Source organism: Methylomusa anaerophila, assembly GCF_003966895.1.
Lineage (GTDB): Bacteria > Bacillota > Negativicutes > Sporomusales > Sporomusaceae > Methylomusa > Methylomusa anaerophila.
Map to the genome: position 1 here is coordinate 4,119,676 of NZ_AP018449.1, position 20,025 is coordinate 4,139,700.

Sequence of the window (20,025 nt, forward strand, 5' to 3'; positions counted from 1 at the left end):
ACCTCTAGGTATTATCGATACTTAACCTCTTGACAGCAATGTTAACTTCTCTGACTATCATTCCGGTCATATATTCGACCATATCTTTAATTCGATGCTGGGCATCGTGAACTACATTCCAGATAGATTGCCCATACTTGATGGTTACATCCAAAGATATGGAAATCCCTTTTTCTCGTTCATGAGAATTTTTGATTGTTATTTGGTTGGTTTTAGTAATTAACAGGTCGCCGGTAGCCACATGATCAACAATAGCCGCGATTGCCGCATCTGAGATGAGTAACTTGCCATAATAGCTGAATGTGGGTCGCACAATAGATTTTTCACCCAGTTTTCGCCGTTTGTTTTGAGGTTTTTTAAAAAAAATTTCCAAAGGATCGATTAAATAACCGGAAAAATGCGGTTTTAGTTCTATTGTCGGCACAGGAATTATATGTTTTCCTTCTTTTACCCTGCTTTCTCTGGCCTTTGCAATTTCGGTTCTGGTGGCAATATCTTCGATTCTAATAACCTTACTAATTTTAGGTAAATTGAGTACGTCTACTATTTTTTGTACCATATTGTTTGAAGTGCCGAGAATTAAAATTCGCTCAGGCTTTACTTCTGCAATTGCTTTTCGCACTTCTTCAGCATGATCCTGATGCATAAATATGGCACGTTTTACAGCCTGTATCTTGCTGGGTTCCTTTTTAGCGGAATAACCGGCAATAATTTTGCTGCCTTTTATTAACAAACCGTCGTCAATGATTGTATCTATATTATGTTCATGGGCTACAATAAGGGCACGGTGGCTTTTACCGGTACCACTAGGTCCTACCAAGGCGATGACGTCCATAAAAGACAGCCTCCCGCTAGAGTATTAAATAGATTCTGTCTTCAAACTATTTACTAAATTTCCTGGTATGGTAAATACCCCAAGGCGCTCTGGAAATCGGCCCGTTATAGCGTGAAAATCGGAACCTCCAGTTATTTTTAATTGATATCTTTCGGCCAATACCAGATATTTTTGGAGCATCTTATTATCGTGTTTCGGGTGATATACCTCTAACCCGTCAATACCCGCATTAATAATATCAAATATGATTTGGTCGTCCCCAATTAATCCCGGATGAGCAAGTATCGCAATTCCGCCGGCATGATGTATTAAGTCAATAACTGTCTTGGGGAGAAGCTTATAATGCGGAACATAGGCAGGGCCGTTTTTGCGTAGAAGAGCTTCAAATACTGCTGAAATGTCGGAGAAATATTTTTTTTCTACAAGCGCTTGGGCAATATGCGGCCGCCCAAGCGAGGTAGCTTGTCCGGCAATCTCCATTACCCGCTCATATTCTATATGAAATCCCAGTTTTACCAGTTTACTAATCATTCTTTGCATCCGTAATACCCGGTCTTCAGCAATGGCAGATAATTGGGCCCGCAATTCATTGTTATCAACATCAATAAAGTATCCCAGTATATGGACTTCACTATAAAACATGTCTGTGCTGAATTCAATGCCGGGAATTATTGTAATATTATCATCGCAATTGGCAAGGTAACCGGCACTGCGTAACATGATATATCCATCGACAGTGTCGTGGTCGGTAATTGCAATATAACGCAAACCTGCTGCTTTGGCTTGATCTACAATTTCCAAAGGGTTAAGTCTTCCATCTGAGAAAGTAGTATGAATATGGAGATCAGCGGTATTCATTTTACTGCTCCAAATCAAAGGCCAACTGAACCAAGGAGCGAATTCCGACACCAGTTCCGCCTTTTCGGTTGTAACCTTTATCTTTATCAGTCTCGGCAGTACCCGCAATATCAATATGGACCAAAGGAGTCTTATCGGCAAATTGCTCTAGGAACAAGCCCGCAGTTATGGCACCGGCCGGACGTCCGCCACTGTTTTTCAGATCAGCAATGCTGCTCTTAATTTGTTCGGTATACTCAGGAAAACTGGGCAATTCCCACATTTTCTCGCCGGTTTTTGTTGCCGCTTTCAGCACCATTTGGCACCATTCCTGATCATTGGCGATGACAGCCGAAGTAACTGTACCCAGAGCAATAACACAAGCACCTGTTAGGGTAGCCAAATCAACAATACGGGTAGCACCAAGCTTTTTGGCATAAGTTATAGCATCAGCAAGTATTAGTCTTCCTTCCGCATCAGTGGTTATAATTTCGATGGTTTTACCGCTCATAGCCGTGATGATATCACCTGGTCTAAAAGCACCTCCTGAAGGCATGTTTTCTACGCAAGGAATAATACCGACAATATTTGATTTGGGTTTAAGCCGGCCTATTGCCATCATAGCCCCCAAAACAGCAGCCCCGCCAGCCATATCACGTTTCATCTCATCCATATTTTGACTGGGTTTAAGTGATATGCCGCCGCTATCAAAGGTAACTCCCTTGCCCACAAAAGCCGTCAAATCTTGACTAGTAGGGTTTCCAATATACTTCAGTATGATTATCTTGGGTTGCTCCACGCTCCCTTGGGCCACTGCCAAAAGGGCACCCATTCCATGACACTGCATCTCCTCCCTGCTCAAACATAAATATTCGATATCCAGCCTTTTTGCCAATTCACATGCTAATGATGCCATCTTGGAAGGAGTCATGTAGTGAGCCGGGTGATTGATCATATCTCTAGCATAATTGACACTTTCGGCAATTATACGGGCGGTATTGATGATTGCAGTTAATTCATTAGGTTGTCCTTCCGCACCAATAATGGTAAATGTTTCAATGGCCGTTTGATTATTGCGCTCAGATTTGTAATAGTCGAAGTCATAAGTACCTAAAATTGCTCCCTCAACCATGGCATGAATAGCCTGGTGTGCCGTTATTCCTGCAACCCCAATACCATAAATAGTGGAAGCAACTGACCGTGAACATATTTTTTGCGCTGTTCTCATTACTAATGCTGTTAGTGACCGTATCCTATCTATGGTTAAATCTTCCTTTTTCCCTAAACCAAGCAATATAATTTTTTTCGTTTTTAATTTGCCAAGTGTATGAATAACGGTTGTTTCTCCATACTTGCCACAGCAAGGCATTTCCTGTATGACCTCACTAAATTGGTCATTTAACACTGTATCTAGAGTATCTAAAGTATCTAAAATTTTAGTTGTTTCATTAGCAGCCAACTCGCCTTCGAATATGTTTAAGATCAATGTGTCACATACCACATCCGTTCCTGGCCCTATATCAATGGCAATATTCATTATCTCATGCTCCTTCTTAATACATTTATTAATACTTATTATGCCATAAATTAAATTAGTTTACAAAAACAATAAAACCTGTTCAATCAAGAACAGGTTTTTTTCTTAAATTAACGTCAAAATATTTTGTAAAGTTCTTATCTGGGCTCTACAATCAGCTTGATCGCAGTTCTTTCTTCTCCATCTATCAATATATCAGTAAAGGCAGGGATACAAATCAAATCTACACCGTGAGGCGCAACGAACCCTCTTGCAATTGCAACTGCCTTTACCGCCTGGTTGAGCGCTCCGGCACCGATCGCCTGTATCTCGGCGCCTCCTCGCTCTCTAAGCACACCAGCCAAAGCTCCGGCTACAGAGTTAGGATTGGATTTTGCTGATACTTTTAAAACATCCACGTTTTGTGCCCTCCTTCGATTAAAAGCCTCATAAAATTAGATCTACAAATTAGATATTCGTTGCTCCCCAAAAAATTCCTTTTTTATATCCAAAAAAATCTAACAATTTCAACAAATTTCATTATATCGTAAAATCGTGAAAATGCGCTATTTGTTAAATACAAACACTCTTCCGTCTTCGCGGATACCAATTAAGCTATTATGGCCATTATTCTCTTGCCGCATATTTTCCAGCATATCCTCTATCAGTTCATCCTGCATCAGAAGATCTTCTTCCAGCATGGCGTCATTCCGGTCTGCTACCAACCGGTCTATAAACTGCTCCCGCAATAATTTTATAGCCAAAGCGATTTCTCCGCGGGAGAGAGTATGTACATCCCGTAAAATCGTCAGGATTGTCACCTGCCTGTAAGAGCTAATTTCAACATCAATATGGCTATTTCTCAATCCTACAAGCATATGATAGGCCAAAGCGCTGTCTGTAAGCATCTTTTTCGTCGCTTTATAATCTTTATCAGATAATATGCCGGAGATCATAAACGTTAGCTTAAGTGAATTGGAATCAGGTTCAAAATTAATAGTACCAATTTCAGGATATCGAACCAGCATTGAAATTAAGAGATTTACACCGTCAGAAACCTGCTGGTCTTCGTGAGAAAACTCAGGCATGAAATTCACCGTCCAAATTTTCAATTCGATCTGATTAAGTATTCTCTAGAAGCTATATAATTCCTGCTTTTAAATATTGGAAGACTCAAACTGGTTTTAGAAATAAAAACGACCTTGCAACTAACGATAAGCAAAGTCGTTTTTAAGCCGGCTCACGTATTATTTTGCGTAATCTACGGCGCGGGTTTCACGAATAACTGTTACTTTAATCTGGCCAGGATATTCAAGTTCACTTTCGATTTTCTTTACTATATCGCGAACCAAACGAACGGCAGACAAGTCATCGATTTTTTCCGGTTTTACCATGATGCGAATTTCCCGTCCTGCCTGGATTGCAAATGATTTTTCAACACCTTCGAATGACTCGGCAATTTCTTCCAATCGTGTCAATCGCTTTAAATAACTTTCTAGAGTTTCCCGACGAGCTCCCGGTCTAGCAGCCGATACGGCATCTGCCGCGGCCACTAATACGGCTTGGATTGTTTTTGGTTCTTCGTCGCCGTGATGAGCACCAATAGCATTAATAATTTCCGGGGCTTCCCGATATTTCTTAGCTAAATCAGCTCCAATAGTAACATGCGGTCCCTCAACTTCATGGTCAACCGCTTTACCAATATCGTGGAGTAATCCAGCCCGTTTAGCCATCATAACATCTACTCCGAGCTCGGCAGCCATAACTCCCGCGAGATGGGCAACTTCTATAGAGTGCTTCAGTACATTTTGGCCGTAGCTCGTGCGGAACCTGAGTCTTCCAAGAAGTTTTATCAGTTCAGGATGTAACCCATGAACTCCGGTTTCAAAAGTAGCCTGCTCACCAGCTTCTTTAATTTTCTGTTCAACTTCTTTTTGAGCTTTTTCCACCATTTCTTCAATACGGGCAGGATGAATACGTCCGTCAGTAATAAGTTTCTCCAGCGCAATTCTGGCAACTTCCCGTCGTACCGGGTCAAACCCCGACAGGATAACTGCTTCAGGCGTGTCATCAATGATAAGATCGATACCGGTAAGAGTCTCCAAAGTACGGATATTGCGACCTTCCCGCCCAATAATCCGACCTTTCATTTCATCGTTCGGTAAAGCTACTACCGATACGGTAGTTTCAGCCACATGGTCTGCAGCGCAACGTTGTATAGCCAAAGAAATAATTTCTCTTGCTTTTTTATCTGCCTCTTCCTTAGCTTGCTGTTCAAGGTCTTTGATCAACATTGCGGTTTCATGTTTTACTTCTTCCTCAACATTAGCTAGTAACAAATTTCGCGCATCATCAGAAGTTAATCCTGATAAACGCTCTAATTCCGTTAGTTGCTTGGCATACAATTCATCAATTTTTTCTTGACTTTTATCTAGCTCGGTCTCTTTTCGACTAAGAATCTCTTCCTTTTTTTCAAGGGAATCGATTTTGCGGTCAAGATTTTCTTCTTTTTGTACTAACCGGCGTTCCAAACGCTGCAGTTCAGTGCGACGCTCTTTCGTTTCGCGCTCCAGTTCACTCCTGAGCTTGTGTATTTCTTCTTTGGCTTCTACCAGTGCTTCCTTTTTCTTGGCTTCGCCGTGTTTTTCCGCATCGTCAAGAATTTTTCTTGCAGCGTCCTCTGCTGATGCAATTTTAGCTTCAGCAATATTTTTTCTTATCCAGTACCCAATGCCAGCCCCAGTTAATCCGACGATAATTGCTGTAATTATAAACTCGAGTATACATTCCACCTCCTTTTCTTAATAACTGATATTACGGGTAAAGCCGAGTATAACTCGGCTTTTAAAAGCAACTTAACTGATTGCTTTTCCTTACAGCGCTCAGGCTCTTCTAAAAGTTGTTTTTACTGCGGTATCGGGTTACACGATTGGTTAATTTTATTGTAAATGTTTTTCAAAGGAGTGTCAAGGTAACCTCTCCAGTCACTGCCATTGTTAGCCTGCTATAATCATTCTGCCAATTTTTCTCTTACTTTTGAATTTTTTGAAGTTCCGTCAGTACTCTGACTATAGTTGCACGAGTAAATCCTTTTGCTGCTAGATAACGGCATACTTTGGACAAGTCGCTTGCATGTTTCAACTTTTTCTCAACAAGACGCAATGCATGTTTGTATTCGATATATTCGATATCAATATCGGCGATATCCATATCGAAACGTTTCACTGCCGCGGTAATATAAATATCCGGTATACCTCGCTGTTTGACTCTGGCAACGGCACCACGCAAGCTATAATTTCCATTAACATAATATTTATTTAGCAACAAATCACAAAGCGCGGCATCATTAAGATAGCCGCGCTTAGACAAATGGTTTACTATCTTATCAATATCTTCCTGGGTATAGCCGCCCTTTTTCAGTCTATGGCACAACTCTTGCACACTATATGATTTACCTGCTAACCACCGAACGGCTGTATTCAACGCATCTGAGTCTTTATTATTGGTCATTTTTACCCCTCGAATGCGTCATCTATTATGTCTGCATCACTTGCTCTGGCACTTATTTTTACTTCGCCCACAGTTAGAGTCTCCCGAATTTTTCTCTCTATCTCGTCAGCTATAGCAGAATTTTCTTTCAGGAATTCTTTTACGTTTTCTCGTCCCTGACCCAATCTTTGCTCCCCGAATGAATACCACGTACCGCTTTTGCTTAAAATATCAAGCTCAGTACCGATATCAACCAGACTTCCCTCGCGAGAAATTCCTTCGCCGTACATGATGTCAAACTCAGCCTGTTTGAAGGGAGGAGCAACTTTATTTTTAACAATCTTTACCCTAGTCCTGCTGCCAACTACTTCATTGCCTTGTTTTATGCTGTCTGCCTTGCGCACGTCCAAGCGAACCGAAGCATAAAACTTTAACGCTCTGCCGCCGGTAGTTGTTTCAGGGTTGCCAAACATAACTCCTACCTTTTCGCGAATCTGGTTAATAAAAATTACCGTAGTCCTGGATTTACTGATAATACCCGTTAGTTTACGCAAGGCCTGTGACATTAAACGGGCATGAAGACCTACGTGAGAATCTCCCATTTCCCCTTCAATCTCAGCCTTCGGTACCAATGCGGCGACTGAATCAATAACAATTACATCTATGGCGGCGCTGCGTACCAATGCTTCGGCAATTTCTAAAGCTTGCTCACCATTATCGGGTTGGGAAATAAGCAGATTATCGATGTCAACTCCCAGTTTTCTGGCATAAACCGGGTCCAGCGCATGTTCAGCGTCAATAAAAGCGGCAAATCCTCCCATTTTTTGCGCTTCAGCGACTATATGTAAGGCGACAGTGGTTTTACCGGAAGATTCCGGCCCAAAGATTTCAACTGCCCTTCCCCTCGGTATTCCACCTACCCCCAGTGCGGCATCCAATGACAACGCGCCGGTGGGAATAATCTCAACATTCATTTTCGCTGCAGCTTCCCCAAGTTTCATAATGGCGCCTTTGCCAAAATCCTTTTCTATCTGACGCATCGCGTTTTCCAGCGCTTTGAGCTTGTCCATCAATCTTTTCCCTCCCTTAAACTACTAGCCTTAAGTCTGACTATGTCTACCCTGTGACATATAAATCGGCGGTTCGCAATAAGTTAAAACTATACAACTATATTGGCGCCACAGGGATGAAAATGGAGAACGTTTTACCGCAGAGGGATTGATTATTTATGTTTTTTAACGCTCTTCGTTATCTTTTCTCTGTGTCCCTCTGTGTCCTCAGCGTCTCTGTGGTTCCGGTTCCTTTGTCTTATGACGTTTTAGATTTTCAGGATAGTTCGTGGCATTTGTAAGCTAAGCAGATACAAGTCTACCTCAATTGTACAAACGTTTGTTCGCTTTGTCAATATAGGAAACGCATTAAAGAATTGAAATTATATCCGGTATTAGGAACGCTTCGACGCTGTCGCTTAACTTCAGCTTATCCTAATACCCGGACCCGAATGTCAATTCTTTAATGCGAATAATAGGGCAGGAAGTTATCTGCCTTTAGCCGGCTCAATATTAATCCGGTAACCTTTTATGGTATTCTTGTTCATAACGGACAAAACACGCTCGGCAACATCTTCCGGAACCTCTACGAAGGTAAATTTGTCATAGATATTGATTGCCCCGATAACGCTACCTTCAATATCAGCTTCTTCGGCAATTGTGCGCACAATATCCTGGGGCTGAATTTTTTGTATCCGGCCGGCATTAATAAATAAGCGCACCATCCCGGGTTCAGCTCCGGTATTGCCAAAAGAAACTCGCTCTTCCGGCGATTGCGATTTTTCTTTAAAGCCTTCTTGGAACAGCTTCAACGCTGCGGACGCAATATCAATTGGATCATAGTCTTCCGCCATATCCGCAATTAGATTGCTATAGGCCTCAAAGCCGCCTTGGGCAATAGTCCTAGCCAATTGTTCCTTAATTACTTCTATCTGACGTTCCAGGATATCGGCAGGTGAAGGTAATTGCTTACGGATAATTCGGGTTTTAATTTGTTTCTCGATCAGTTTGAGTTGCCGGTATTCACGCGGCTGAATAAAGGTTATTGCCACACCTTTTTTCCCGGCTCTACCGGTACGGCCGATACGATGGACATAAGACTCGGGATCTTGCGGAATATCAAAATTGATAACATGGGTAACTTGGTCAATGTCCAGCCCTCTGGCCGCCACATCAGTGGCAATCAATATATCCAGTTTTCCATCCCGGAACCTTTTCATCACACGGTCTCTTTGCGCTTGGCTCAAATCGCCGTGCAACCCGTCAGAAATATATCCGCGGGCGGATAGTGAAGCAACCAAGTCATCCACACCTTTTTTCGTGCGGCAAAAAATAATCAGGCGACCAAATGCTTCGGTATCAAGCACCCGGCACAATCCTTCCAGCTTGTCGCGAGTTTCATAATAAATCTGATCAATCAAAGGAACGGTCAGTTGTTCTTTACTAATCGTTACGGTTACCCGGTCGTGCATATATCTGTCTGCCAGCGCCATGATTTCCGTCGGCATAGTAGCAGAAAATAGTAACGTTTGCCGTTCTTTAGGAACATGTTCCAAAATACTCTCAATATCTTCAATAAATCCCATATCCAGCATCTCATCAGCTTCATCAAGTACTAAAATGTTAACATGATCAAGTTTTATGGTGCCGCGGCGAATGTGATCAAGCAATCGTCCGGGTGTCCCAATGACTACTTGCACTCCCGATTTCAAAGTTCTAATCTGCCGGTCAATCGCTTGCCCACCATATATTGGTAATGTTTTAATTTTTTTAAATTTACCTATTTTGGCTAATTCCTCCGATACTTGTATGGCGAGCTCACGGGTAGGAGTCAGTACAAGGGCCTGTACTTGCCGGAGTTCAGAAATCTTCTCCATAATAGGAATGCCAAACGCTGCCGTTTTTCCGGTTCCTGTTTGCGCCTGGCCAAGCACATCGTTTCCGGCTATAACCAAAGGAATGGTTTTACTCTGAATGGGGGAAGGTTCTTCAAATCCCATTTGCGTAATGGCCGATATAGTTTTTTTGCTAAGCGGAATATCGCCAAATGTAGCTGAATCTTTAAACATATATAATCCTCAATCCTCCTAAAGTGAAAGCAAGTATTTTCGCAATTCATTCAATGCGGTTAAAGCTGTACGATTCTTAATATCTAAGCGGCTACCGTTGAAAAAATGTTCATGAAGGGCCGTACCTTTGGGGCCGGAAACAGCTATGTAGACAAGGCCTACCGGTTTATTGGGCGTAGCTCCGCCAGGACCGGCAATACCGGTAATTCCTATTCCAATATCAGCTGAAAACTTACGTTGAATTCCCTCAGCCATAGATAAAGCCGTTTCTTGGCTGACTGCCCCGAATTTTTCCAATATTGCGGCGGAAACTCCTACTTCTTCAATTTTAATATGATTACTATAACAAACAACTGAACCTGTAAAATAATTGGAACTGCCCGGAATATCAGTTAATCGACTGGATACCAGCCCGCCGGTACATGATTCCGCCAGCGCAATGGTAAAGTTCTTTGCCGCTAACAAACGCCCGGTAATGTATTCCAGTGTTTCACCATCAAAACCAAAAATATAATCACTGATATAAGGATATATTTTATTTTCTAAATCGGTGATCAATTTTTGCGCCTCAGCATGGCTTTCCCCTTTGGCCGTTAATCGGACGTGAATTTCACCACCCTTAGCAAGTAAAGCAATAGTGGGATTACCCTGGGCTAAAATAAACTGGTGTATACGCTCTTCCAGCAACGGTTCTCCCAAACCATAGGTACGAAGAACTTTGGAGACAATCGACCCTTGAACGCCAAAACGCCGATTAAGATAAGGAATGACCGATTGATCAAACATTACTGTAAGTTCTCTTGGCGGCCCGGGTAAATGAATAATAACTTTACCGTTTGCCAGTTCCAAAATTACCCCCGGCGCCGTACCACAAGTATTATCAACAACAATTGCCCCTTCCGGCATCATAGCTTGGCGCAAGTTGCTATGCGCCATACCTAAGTGACGCTGAGCAAAAAAACGCTTAATGCGCTCGACACTTGCTTCATGTAGGTACATAGACAAATTTAACACAGATGCCGTTACTTCTTTGGTAATATCCCCCTGAGTTGGTCCTAATCCCCCACTGGTAATGACTATATCAGACCGTGACAGGGCAGTCTGAATAACTTGGGACATGCGCTCCCGGTTATCTCCCACAGTGGACTGAAACAATACACTATATCCCAGTTCATTTAATCTTTTGGCTAAATATGGAGCATCCGTATTTATTTGCCCGAGCAACAATTCAGTTCCGGTACTAATAATTTCAACAATCATACTCTTTTACCCCCCAACTATGCATTTATGCATTCGTCATAAAAGTTACCAAATCCTCTACGATATAATAAAGCTCAATTATTCAAAAAAAATTTACAATTAGCTAACATCTAACTAACACGTAGCTAACACCATGGATTGAAGAAAAAATAGTAGGACTGAAAGTCTCTACTATTTTTTCTTCAATCCGTATATCTATTCAGGACGGCAACTTTTCCCCTAGCAAGTCATAGGTAAACCCTTGAACAATCTCCACCGTAATTATATCCCCCGGTTGGGCTTCAGTTGCTCCTTCAACATAAACTTTGCCATCTACATCAGGAGCTTCGCGATAAGATCGTCCGAATCCTACTTCTGGTTGTTCGCTACTACGACCTTCGATAAGAATATCCAGTTTCCTACCTTCCATCTGTTGGTTTAGTTCTTCAGATATTTGACATTGTAACGCCATTAACTGATGATACCGTTCTTCTTTCACTTCATCAGAAACCTGCTGGATCATGGAAGCGGCCGGAGTTCCTTCTTCTTGCGAATAGGTAAATATGCCCATTCTTTCGAACTTATGTTTCATAACAAACTGTTTTAATGCGGCAAAATGTTCCTCTGTTTCCCCAGGAAAACCTACAATAAACGAAGTACGTAATACAACTCCGGGAATATTCATTCTTAATTTCATAAGTAATGTTTCGATATCGCTTTTTCTATCGCGCCGATTCATCGCCAATAGTATATCATCATGACAGTGTTGTAATGGCAAATCAACGTATTTACAAATTTTAGGCTCAGCTGCAATCATTTCGATTAATTTGTCCGTAAAGTATTTAGGATAACAATACAATAACCGAATCCATGTTATATCTTCAATCTGAACGAGTTCTTGGAGTAATTTTGTTAAGCAAGGTTGACCATAAAGATCTCTTCCATAACTGGTTGTATCCTGTGCTATCAGATTAATTTCCTTTACTCCCCTGCGTACAAGATCTTTTACTTCTTTTACAATAGACTCCATATGGCGGCTGCGAAAATTCCCCCTAATGGCTGGAATCACACAATAAGAACAACAGTTACTGCACCCTTCGGCAATTTTAACATAAGCACTATACGGTGGCATAGTATTTATTCTTGGCATGTTCTCATCATATATTACATCCAATTTGCTTGTTAGTACGACCCGCTGCCCGGCAAGCGTAGCCTGAATTGCCTCCATTATCCGGGGCCAAGCACCTGTCCCTACAATGGCTGATACTTCCGGTAACTCATCTAATAGCTCCTGCTGATAACGCTGCCCCAAACATCCGGCAACTATGATTCCCCGGCACTTGCCATTTTGCTTATACTCAGCCATTTGCAATACGGTAGAAATCGACTCTTCCTTGGCGGAATCGATAAAACTGCAGGTATTAATAATTATAATATCTGCTTCCCATGGGTCAGCGGTAATTGCAAAGCTATTTTCAAGCAAAATTCCAAGCATGACTTCGGTATCAACAAGGTTTTTGGCGCAACCCAAACTTACGAAACCGATTTTTAACATGTTCCCCCCTAATTCGGCTACTACTGCTATTTAAGCCCCAAACGAACAGTTTGAACCCATTTATCTAATAATTTCTGCTGCTGTTCGTTTGATAATGCATCATTATAATCAATCAGCTTGATATTCTTCTCTGAATATTCCTGATACGTTACAGTTTCCGGGTTTGTAGGAATAAAGTAAAATTTGTTCTTAATCAATACTTCCTGGGCACGATCCTGAGTCAGCCATTCGATAAAGGCTTTGGCCTCTATATTGTGGGGAGATCCTTTAACCAGAGCAGCGGCAGTCAGAATATAGGACGTCCCCTCTTCAGGATAAAATATTTTTACAGGAAATCCGTCATTAACATAACGTTTCGCTTCACTTTGTACCGTAATACCCAGGTGAACTTCACCTAAAGAGACCATCCGCGCCGGTGTAACCAAAAATTTAGAGTATTGAACAATTTGGGGATGAATTTTTTTTAAGTAAGCTAGTGTCTGTTCTTCTCCCTGAACGGAAACCAATGAGTACAATAAATTGGCAGATGCTTCAGCTGCCAGAAAATCGGTAATGGCCAGACGCAGTTTGTCATTTTGATAGAGCTCAGACCATTTGAGCGGAACTCGCCCGTTATTCTTTATGTAATCTTGATTAACGGCAAAAATAACCGGATCATACCAGATACCTGTCCAATAGCTTTCACTATCGCGGAAGCGTGAAGGTATAATATCCAACTGTTCCGAAGCATAGGACTCCAATAAATTGTATTTTCGCGCCTGCTTTACTATAAAACGGTTAGTAATAATTACATCGGCCTGAAACTGCCCATCACCTTGAAGCCTTTGAAGTAATTCCCGTTCTGTCAATGGCGTCACATTTACCTTGACATTCATGGTTCTCCCATACTCTTCCGCTAAGACTGCAATCTGTTCGACAGGTAAAGTTGTATATAAGTTAACGTTTTTTATCTCCTGCTCCGGCTGTCTACCAGCATAGCCGGCCAGAAAAGTAGTTACGGAGAAAGCTAATATTGTTAAGAAAAAAGACATTAACAACGGTAGATAACGGCGCATTAATCATGACCTCCACCGCAAAAGTATAATTTTTATACACTGTCTTAAAATTACTTTTTCGTTACGCAAGTCCAAAATCCTACTAAAAGTAATTATAGTAATTATGATAATTACTTTAAAATGCTATCCCTCACCCTCATATAGTAAATCTGACTGTAAAAACGGCTCAATACGCTATACGCTCCTCATCCATGCTATTTCCTCCCTAGAGGCTAGATGGTTATTCTTTGTAGTATGACAGCTTGAATGCGAAGTTATGCTGAAAAGTTTATAAATTATGATACAATGTACGATGCATCGCTACGTGTCAGGTTAGCCCTTTTGTCATTTATTTCGCGCTGCCGGCAAACGCCGTTGTTTATCCGGTTTTTTCTTTTGCGACGCTACGGGATAATCCTGATTTTTAGGCGGCCGGATCAAGCATTTCGGACTATAGCCTATTAAATCCTTTCTTCCGTCTTTTATCAAAGCCTCGTATACTAAATGATAATTTTTAGGATCCCGATACTGGATCAGTGCCCGTTGAAGTCTCTTATCGTGAGCCGACTTAGCAACAAAGACCTGTTCCCCTGTTAGCGGGTTCACCCCTGTATAATACATGCAAGTTGAAAGACTGCCGGGAGTGGGAATAAAATCCTGAACCTGCTCGGGATGATAACCTAAATCTCTGACAAATTCCGCTAATTCAATTGCTTCTTTGAGTCCAGCCCCGGGGTGGCTTGACATAAAATACGGAACAAGATACTGTTCTTTCCCCAGTTTATTATTGGTTTCCTGGTAGACACGCGCAAATTTTTTAAATACATCAATGCCTGCTTTTCCCATTAAAGCAGTTACATGAGGCGATACATGCTCAGGCGCTACTTTAAGTTGCCCGCTTATATGGTGCTCGCATAATTCCCTCAGAAAATTGGAATCGTTGGCAGCCATTAAATAATCATAACGTAATCCCGACCGAACAAATACTTTTTTTATTCCCGGAAGTTGTCTGAGTTTTTGCAGGAGTATCAGATAATCGTCATGATTTTTATTCAAGTTATTACATGGTGTAGGATATAAGCATTGTTTTCCTTTGCATGTGCCACGATCAGCTTGGTAATGACAGGCCGGCACCCGAAAGTTTGCCGTGGGGCCGCCAACATCGTGAATATACCCTTTAAAATCGGGTAGTTTGGTGAGATTGATTGCTTCTTTTATGATTGACTCGTGACTGCGGCTTTGTATTATTCTTCCTTGATGAGCGTACAACGCACAAAACGAACAGCTTCCATAACAGCCGCGGTGACTTACCAGGCTAAATTTCACTTCCTGAATAGCTGGAACACCACCGGCCTGTTCGTACACCGGATGATATGTTCGCTGATACGGCAATTCGTAAATTTCATCCATTTCCGCCGCAGTTAAAGGAAATAAGGGTGCATTTTGCACAACATAGGCCGCACCATGCCTCTGAACAACTATTTTCCCACGAATAGGATCTTGTTCGTAATATTGAATTGCAAATGCATCGGCAAAATCTTTCTTACTGGTGCTTACCGCCTCATAACCTGGCATTTCTATAAATTCCCACAGGTGGTCAAGAGATTCGGCAATATAGCATGTCCCTCGTACAGTTCGGATATCTGATACATTAATACCATTGGCTAGTTGTGAAGCAATGTCCTTTACCGGTTTTTCACCCATGCCATATATTAAAAGATCAGCTTTACTATCAATTAATATTGAGCGGCGGACAGTATCCGACCAGTAGTCGTAGTGCGCAAATCTTCGCAGGCTGGCTTCAATCCCGCCGATAATAAGCGGGACGTTTTTCCAAAGTTCCCTAACACGGTTGCAGTACACAATGGTGGCCCGTTCCGGCCGAAGCCCGGTTTTGCCGCCAGGAGAATAACTATCGCTGCTGCGTATTTTTTTGGCGGCGGTATATTTATTCAGCATGGAGTCAAGATTGCCAGCAGAAACCAATACACCTAAGCGAGGCTTGCCAAGTCTTTTAAAATCCTGGGTTGATCTCCAATCGGGTTGAGGCAGGATGCCAACCCTGAAACCGCAGCTTTCCAATAAGCGGCAAATAATAGCCGGACCAAAACTGGAATGATCAACATACGCATCGCCGCTTATACATAAAAAATCCAGTTGATCCCAGCCTCTGTCAGCCATATCCTGCTTGCTTATTGGTAAGAAACCGTCCATAGTCACTGTTCCTTTTGGAGGGTGGCTCAAAACGCCCATCTGCGCTGCTGTCATCTGAACATTTTGAACCACCCTCCCTAAATTAGGGTGTAACTGAATTGGCAGTAAATGTTTTGTCAATCACTTCACCGTTCGTTCCGGGGGTTCCTATTTGTTTCCCATTATATATCAAATTAACGGCACCCGCGTTACCCAATTTCATTGTGATTTTATTGTCAGCTTCCCACGTTAACGTCTCACCCGGCTTGGGAATGCCTTCATATATTTCTCTGCCGTCGGCAGTCACTAAAGTCCAACAATCATTCGAGAACTTGGCCGTTACAACCACAGGTTTAGCATTAGCGGGTTTAGCAGGAGTTGTAACTTGGGGTTGAGAGGTAGAAGGTGTAGTAGGTTGGGGAGAATTTTGAGTTGGGTTTATTTGCTGAGCAGTAGGAGGCGGTGGTGTAGGAGCCGGTTGCTTGACATTTGAAGACCACCATGCATAACCTGCAACTCCTCCGGCCACAAGAGCAACGATCAACCACTTGGCAATCGAGTAGTTCCACGACTTTTCCGCCGCTGAAGTTGCCCCTTGTTTTTTGAGACGGGATTCCTCTATAACAGAAGCAGATGTAACTGTTGCAGGCTTTTCTTTACTCTGGCGATATACTGCCATTATCTGCTGCACATCTAATCCCAAAAAGTTGGCATAGTTCCGAATAAAACCCTTTAAATAAACTTCACCGGGAATGATAGAATAGTTACCTTCCTCAATAGCATTCAGATAAAGCGCTCTAATACTGATTTCTCGCTCAACATCCTTGATGGAAAAACCTTTTTTTTCCCGCTCACTTCTCAATATTTCCCCTACTGTCGGCATAACAAGTACCTCCCAACTGATTTAAATATTCGATAATTTTCTCTGCAGCATTATGTAGGTCATCAGCAAAAATCGTTTGGTCAAAATATGACGCCGCAGCGCCCTCGTAACCATACAACGGATCATAATATTTCACAAGCAGAGTTCTAACAACCTCCCGCACGTGACCCTGTCTAAAATCATCCAGCAACCGTTCTGTCTTCTTATTGCCTAATCGCTTGCGCAAAGTTTCAATACAAGCCAGTATCTCCGGCTGATTTTTATCGTATGTGTCCAGGTATTCTTCCATGAGTCGCGATATACGCGTCTCTATATCGGTAATTAATAACAGCTTTTTACCTTGCTTGATCGCATCATAGAGAAAATCAGGAAGATACACCTTACCGACTCGTTTACTCTCACATTCTACAACAATAAAAGGCCTGTCATTATAACGCTCTAATTCGTCTAATAACGCCACATCAAAATTTGGGGCTGTAGTTGCGGAACCCAAACCAATCTGCCCAAAAACTGATCCGCGGTGATTAGCCAATTTCTCAAGATTAATGACCGGAATACCTTTACTGCCTAACAACTCCAAAACAGCAGTTTTTCCGGTTCCGGTTGATCCACATAAAACAACCACTTGGGGGTTGAGACTAAAGGCGCCTAGTTTATCTAAGATATGACGCCTGTATGCTTTATATCCGCCTAACAGCTGATAAGCCGCTATTCCCATAATATCTAAAATGCCTACCACTGATCTTGATCTCATCCCGCCGCGCCAGCAGTAGACTACAACTGTACTGCCTTTTTGGGATATGGTCCTGATTTGTTGGACAATAGCCGGTAATTTGCCGGATACGATTTCAAGGCCTTGCTGTTTAGCATCCTCTGCTCCAACCGACTTATATGTCGTTCCTACCAATACCCTCTCCTCGTTGCTAAAAAGAGGAATATTAACCGCGCCTTTAATACTTCCTATCTGAAATTCGGAAGGTGATCGCATATCGACAAATATTGGATCCTCTAATTGTAGTGCATTTGCAACTGTTATTATTTTATGCAACCTGTTCACCAACACATTATAAAAATCAGCAATTTAGTTTTCCCTTATTGCCTAAGTTTATTTTACTAAAAAACATTCCATCTGACTTACTAACTTACTGACTTATTTTATAAAATATCTCGCATAGATCTGATCCGATGTCATGATAATATCACGGGCTTTGCTTCCCAAATTAGGACCCACTATCTTCATTTCTTCCATTGTATCAATGAGTCTTGCCGCCCGTGTATACCCAATGCGGAACTTCCGCTGCAACATAGATACAGAAGCCTGCCCAGTCTCAAGTACCATTTTGACTGCTTCTTCCAACAACTCGTCTTCAAAATGTTGTTCAGTGTTTTCGCTGGTGCTTTCAGCCGCAGTAACCCCTTCATTATATTCCGGTTCAGCTTGTTGTCTAATAAATTCCACAAGCTCTTCTACTTCGCTGTCACTGATAAATGCACCCTGAACTCGTAAAGGTTTCGCCGCCCCTACCGGGTAAAACAGCATGTCCCCTTTTCCTAATAGCTTCTCAGCCCCTGCCATATCGAGTATTGTGCGCGAATCAACCTGCGACGAGACAGCAAAGGAAATCCGGGAGGGAACATTCGCTTTGATAGTTCCGGTAATCACATCGACTGATGGACGCTGCGTAGCCAATACTAAATGCAGTCCGGCTGCCCTGGCTTTTTGGGCTAATCTGCATATGGCATCCTCAACATCAACCGGCGCTACCATCATTAAATCGGCCAACTCATCAATGATAATAACAATAAAGGGTAGTCTTCCCTCAAGATTAACCTCATTGTACCTTGTAATATCCCGCACGCCTCCAGTTGCAAAAAGGGCGTACCGGCGTTCCATCTCCTGTACAGCCCAATTCAATGCCGATGCTGCTTTTTTGGAATCGGTTACAACTGGACTTAATAAGTGCGGTATACCGTTATAGTTGGTTAGCTCAACCATTTTAGGATCGATTAGCACCAGTTTCACTTCATCCGGTTTGGCTTTAAACAGAATACTGGTTATCAGTGTATTGATACAAACACTCTTCCCTGATCCCGTTGCTCCCGCAACCAGCAAATGGGGCATTTTGGTCAATTCGGCAGTGACCGGTTGACCAGCAATATCTTTTCCGAGAGCAACAGTGAGTCGGGACGAAGATCGTTGAAAGTCATCACTTTCCAACACCTCTCGCAACATCACTCCGGCCAATTCTTTATTGGGAACCTCAATGCCGATGGCGGCCTTTCCGGGAATAGGAGCTTCAATTCTAACACCGGAGGATGCCAGTTTTAACGCCAAATCGTCTGCTAAGTTCACAATTTTACTCACCTTGACGCCAGGAGCAGGTTCTAACTCGTATCTTGTTACAGTAGGCCCCTGACAGGTATTAATCACCTTGGCACTGACCCCAAAGCTCTCCAGTGTTTGTTCCAGTATCCGCGCGTTATCCGAAATCTCTTTGGGCAATTTTGATGATCGCGGTTTGTTTGGTTTGTTTAATAACGCTAAAGATGGCAATTTATAAGCAGAATTAGTATCATTTTGTATTTTATGTAATACCTCAGTTGGTTTTTCTCCATGAATCTGAAATTCCTCTGCCCCCGTTTTCTGATAAGGCATGCTGGGTTCCGGTTCACTATGACCATCGTTTTCGTTAGAAATAAATGAAGCTGAATCCTGTTGCTGATCGTAAAACTTGGTAGAATGCTTGTCACATCCCATTTCTTCGGTAGCAGACGCTATTGCCTCACGTGCCTCCATAATGCTCTCTATCGCCTTTTGCTTTGCGGTCAACAGAGTCTGAGCCAGTGACCAGGTAGTCGCCATCAAAACAGCGCAAATCGATAAAGCAACCAAAACTACCATTGAACCGTCCACCCCTAAAAGTTTTCGGAGTGTAAACAGGATCATTCCGCCGACAAGCCCGCCGCCTGGAGCCAAGCTATCCGGCATGATTTCTTGCCCCGGAATTGTTTTAATGTGATGAAAGATTGACAAAAGCAAGAAGTATAACAGCAGTATTCCCCAAAATTTCACGGAGTAGACAATTTCCCGCTTTGTCATAATATAACGCAAACCAATGATGATCAGTACAATAGGCATCAGTAATGCGCCGATGCCAAAAGTATACTTAAGCAGTTTGGTAAAAAATAGTCCCATAGGTCCCACGTTTAACCCTAATAAACTGATAATCGCCAAAATGCCACTGGTTATTAATATTACTCCTAAGATTTCAAACTTTAACTCCGGAGATAATTGAGCAAACCATCTAGGCAAACAAAATCACCTC

The 20,025-nt window shown here is 42.3% G+C and carries 16 protein-coding genes; all 16 read right to left on the reverse strand.

What is annotated here, in order from left to right:
- Nucleotides 1–4: 4 nt before the first annotated feature.
- Nucleotides 5–835 (reverse strand): Asp23/Gls24 family envelope stress response protein, encoded by an 831-nt coding sequence (locus MAMMFC1_RS18785; protein ID WP_126309973.1) that lies wholly within the window; start codon nucleotides 833–835, stop codon nucleotides 5–7.
- 24 nt (nucleotides 836–859) lie between these two features.
- Nucleotides 860–1,693 (reverse strand): PHP domain-containing protein, encoded by an 834-nt coding sequence (locus MAMMFC1_RS18790; protein ID WP_126309974.1) that lies wholly within the window; start codon nucleotides 1,691–1,693, stop codon nucleotides 860–862.
- Between the two features lies 1 nt (nucleotide 1,694).
- The gene (locus MAMMFC1_RS18795; RefSeq protein WP_126309975.1) at nucleotides 1,695–3,209 is read right to left on the reverse strand and encodes a leucyl aminopeptidase; all 1,515 of its coding nucleotides are present in this window, start codon (nucleotides 3,207–3,209) and stop codon (nucleotides 1,695–1,697) included.
- Nucleotides 3,210–3,346: 137 nt separating this feature from the next.
- The gene (locus MAMMFC1_RS18800; protein WP_075755210.1) at nucleotides 3,347–3,607 is read right to left on the reverse strand and encodes a stage V sporulation protein S; all 261 of its coding nucleotides are present in this window, start codon (nucleotides 3,605–3,607) and stop codon (nucleotides 3,347–3,349) included.
- A gap of 147 nt (nucleotides 3,608–3,754) precedes the next feature.
- On the reverse strand, nucleotides 3,755–4,276 hold the full coding sequence (locus tag MAMMFC1_RS18805; RefSeq protein WP_126309976.1) for a hypothetical protein: 522 nt from the start codon (nucleotides 4,274–4,276) through the stop codon (nucleotides 3,755–3,757).
- Nucleotides 4,277–4,435: 159 nt separating this feature from the next.
- Entirely contained in the window at nucleotides 4,436–5,980 is a 1,545-nt protein-coding gene (gene rny / locus MAMMFC1_RS18810) for a ribonuclease Y (protein ID WP_126309977.1), read from the reverse strand.
- Nucleotides 5,981–6,218: 238 nt separating this feature from the next.
- Entirely contained in the window at nucleotides 6,219–6,698 is a 480-nt protein-coding gene (locus MAMMFC1_RS18815) for a regulatory protein RecX (protein ID WP_126309978.1), read from the reverse strand.
- A 2-nt stretch (nucleotides 6,699–6,700) separates the two neighbouring features.
- Complete coding sequence (recA, locus tag MAMMFC1_RS18820; RefSeq protein ID WP_126309979.1) at nucleotides 6,701–7,747, reverse strand: recombinase RecA; 1,047 nt, start codon at nucleotides 7,745–7,747, stop codon at nucleotides 6,701–6,703.
- Between the two features lie 467 nt (nucleotides 7,748–8,214).
- Complete coding sequence (locus tag MAMMFC1_RS18825) at nucleotides 8,215–9,795, reverse strand: DEAD/DEAH box helicase (protein ID WP_126309980.1); 1,581 nt, start codon at nucleotides 9,793–9,795, stop codon at nucleotides 8,215–8,217.
- Nucleotides 9,796–9,813: 18 nt separating this feature from the next.
- A complete protein-coding gene (locus MAMMFC1_RS18830) occupies nucleotides 9,814–11,055 on the reverse strand; it encodes a competence/damage-inducible protein A (RefSeq protein ID WP_126309981.1) in 1,242 nt (413 codons plus the stop codon).
- Between the two features lie 199 nt (nucleotides 11,056–11,254).
- On the reverse strand, nucleotides 11,255–12,589 hold the full coding sequence (gene rimO, locus MAMMFC1_RS18835) for a 30S ribosomal protein S12 methylthiotransferase RimO (protein ID WP_126309982.1): 1,335 nt from the start codon (nucleotides 12,587–12,589) through the stop codon (nucleotides 11,255–11,257).
- 26 nt (nucleotides 12,590–12,615) lie between these two features.
- A complete protein-coding gene (locus MAMMFC1_RS18840; RefSeq protein WP_126309983.1) occupies nucleotides 12,616–13,644 on the reverse strand; it encodes an extracellular solute-binding protein in 1,029 nt (342 codons plus the stop codon).
- Nucleotides 13,645–13,968: 324 nt separating this feature from the next.
- Entirely contained in the window at nucleotides 13,969–15,837 is a 1,869-nt protein-coding gene (locus MAMMFC1_RS18845; protein ID WP_126310773.1) for a YgiQ family radical SAM protein, read from the reverse strand.
- An 82-nt stretch (nucleotides 15,838–15,919) separates the two neighbouring features.
- The gene (locus MAMMFC1_RS18850; protein WP_126309984.1) at nucleotides 15,920–16,699 is read right to left on the reverse strand and encodes a helix-turn-helix domain-containing protein; all 780 of its coding nucleotides are present in this window, start codon (nucleotides 16,697–16,699) and stop codon (nucleotides 15,920–15,922) included.
- Nucleotides 16,668–17,762 carry a tRNA 2-selenouridine(34) synthase MnmH gene (gene mnmH / locus MAMMFC1_RS18855; protein WP_331852775.1) on the reverse strand — a complete coding sequence of 365 codons (1,095 nt, stop codon included), beginning with the start codon at nucleotides 17,760–17,762 and terminating at the stop codon, nucleotides 16,668–16,670. The genes MAMMFC1_RS18850 and mnmH overlap by 32 nt, the downstream gene beginning before the upstream one ends.
- An 87-nt stretch (nucleotides 17,763–17,849) precedes the next feature.
- A complete protein-coding gene (locus tag MAMMFC1_RS18860; RefSeq protein ID WP_416338591.1) occupies nucleotides 17,850–20,012 on the reverse strand; it encodes an FtsK/SpoIIIE family DNA translocase in 2,163 nt (720 codons plus the stop codon).
- Between the last annotated feature and the right edge of the window lie 13 nt (nucleotides 20,013–20,025).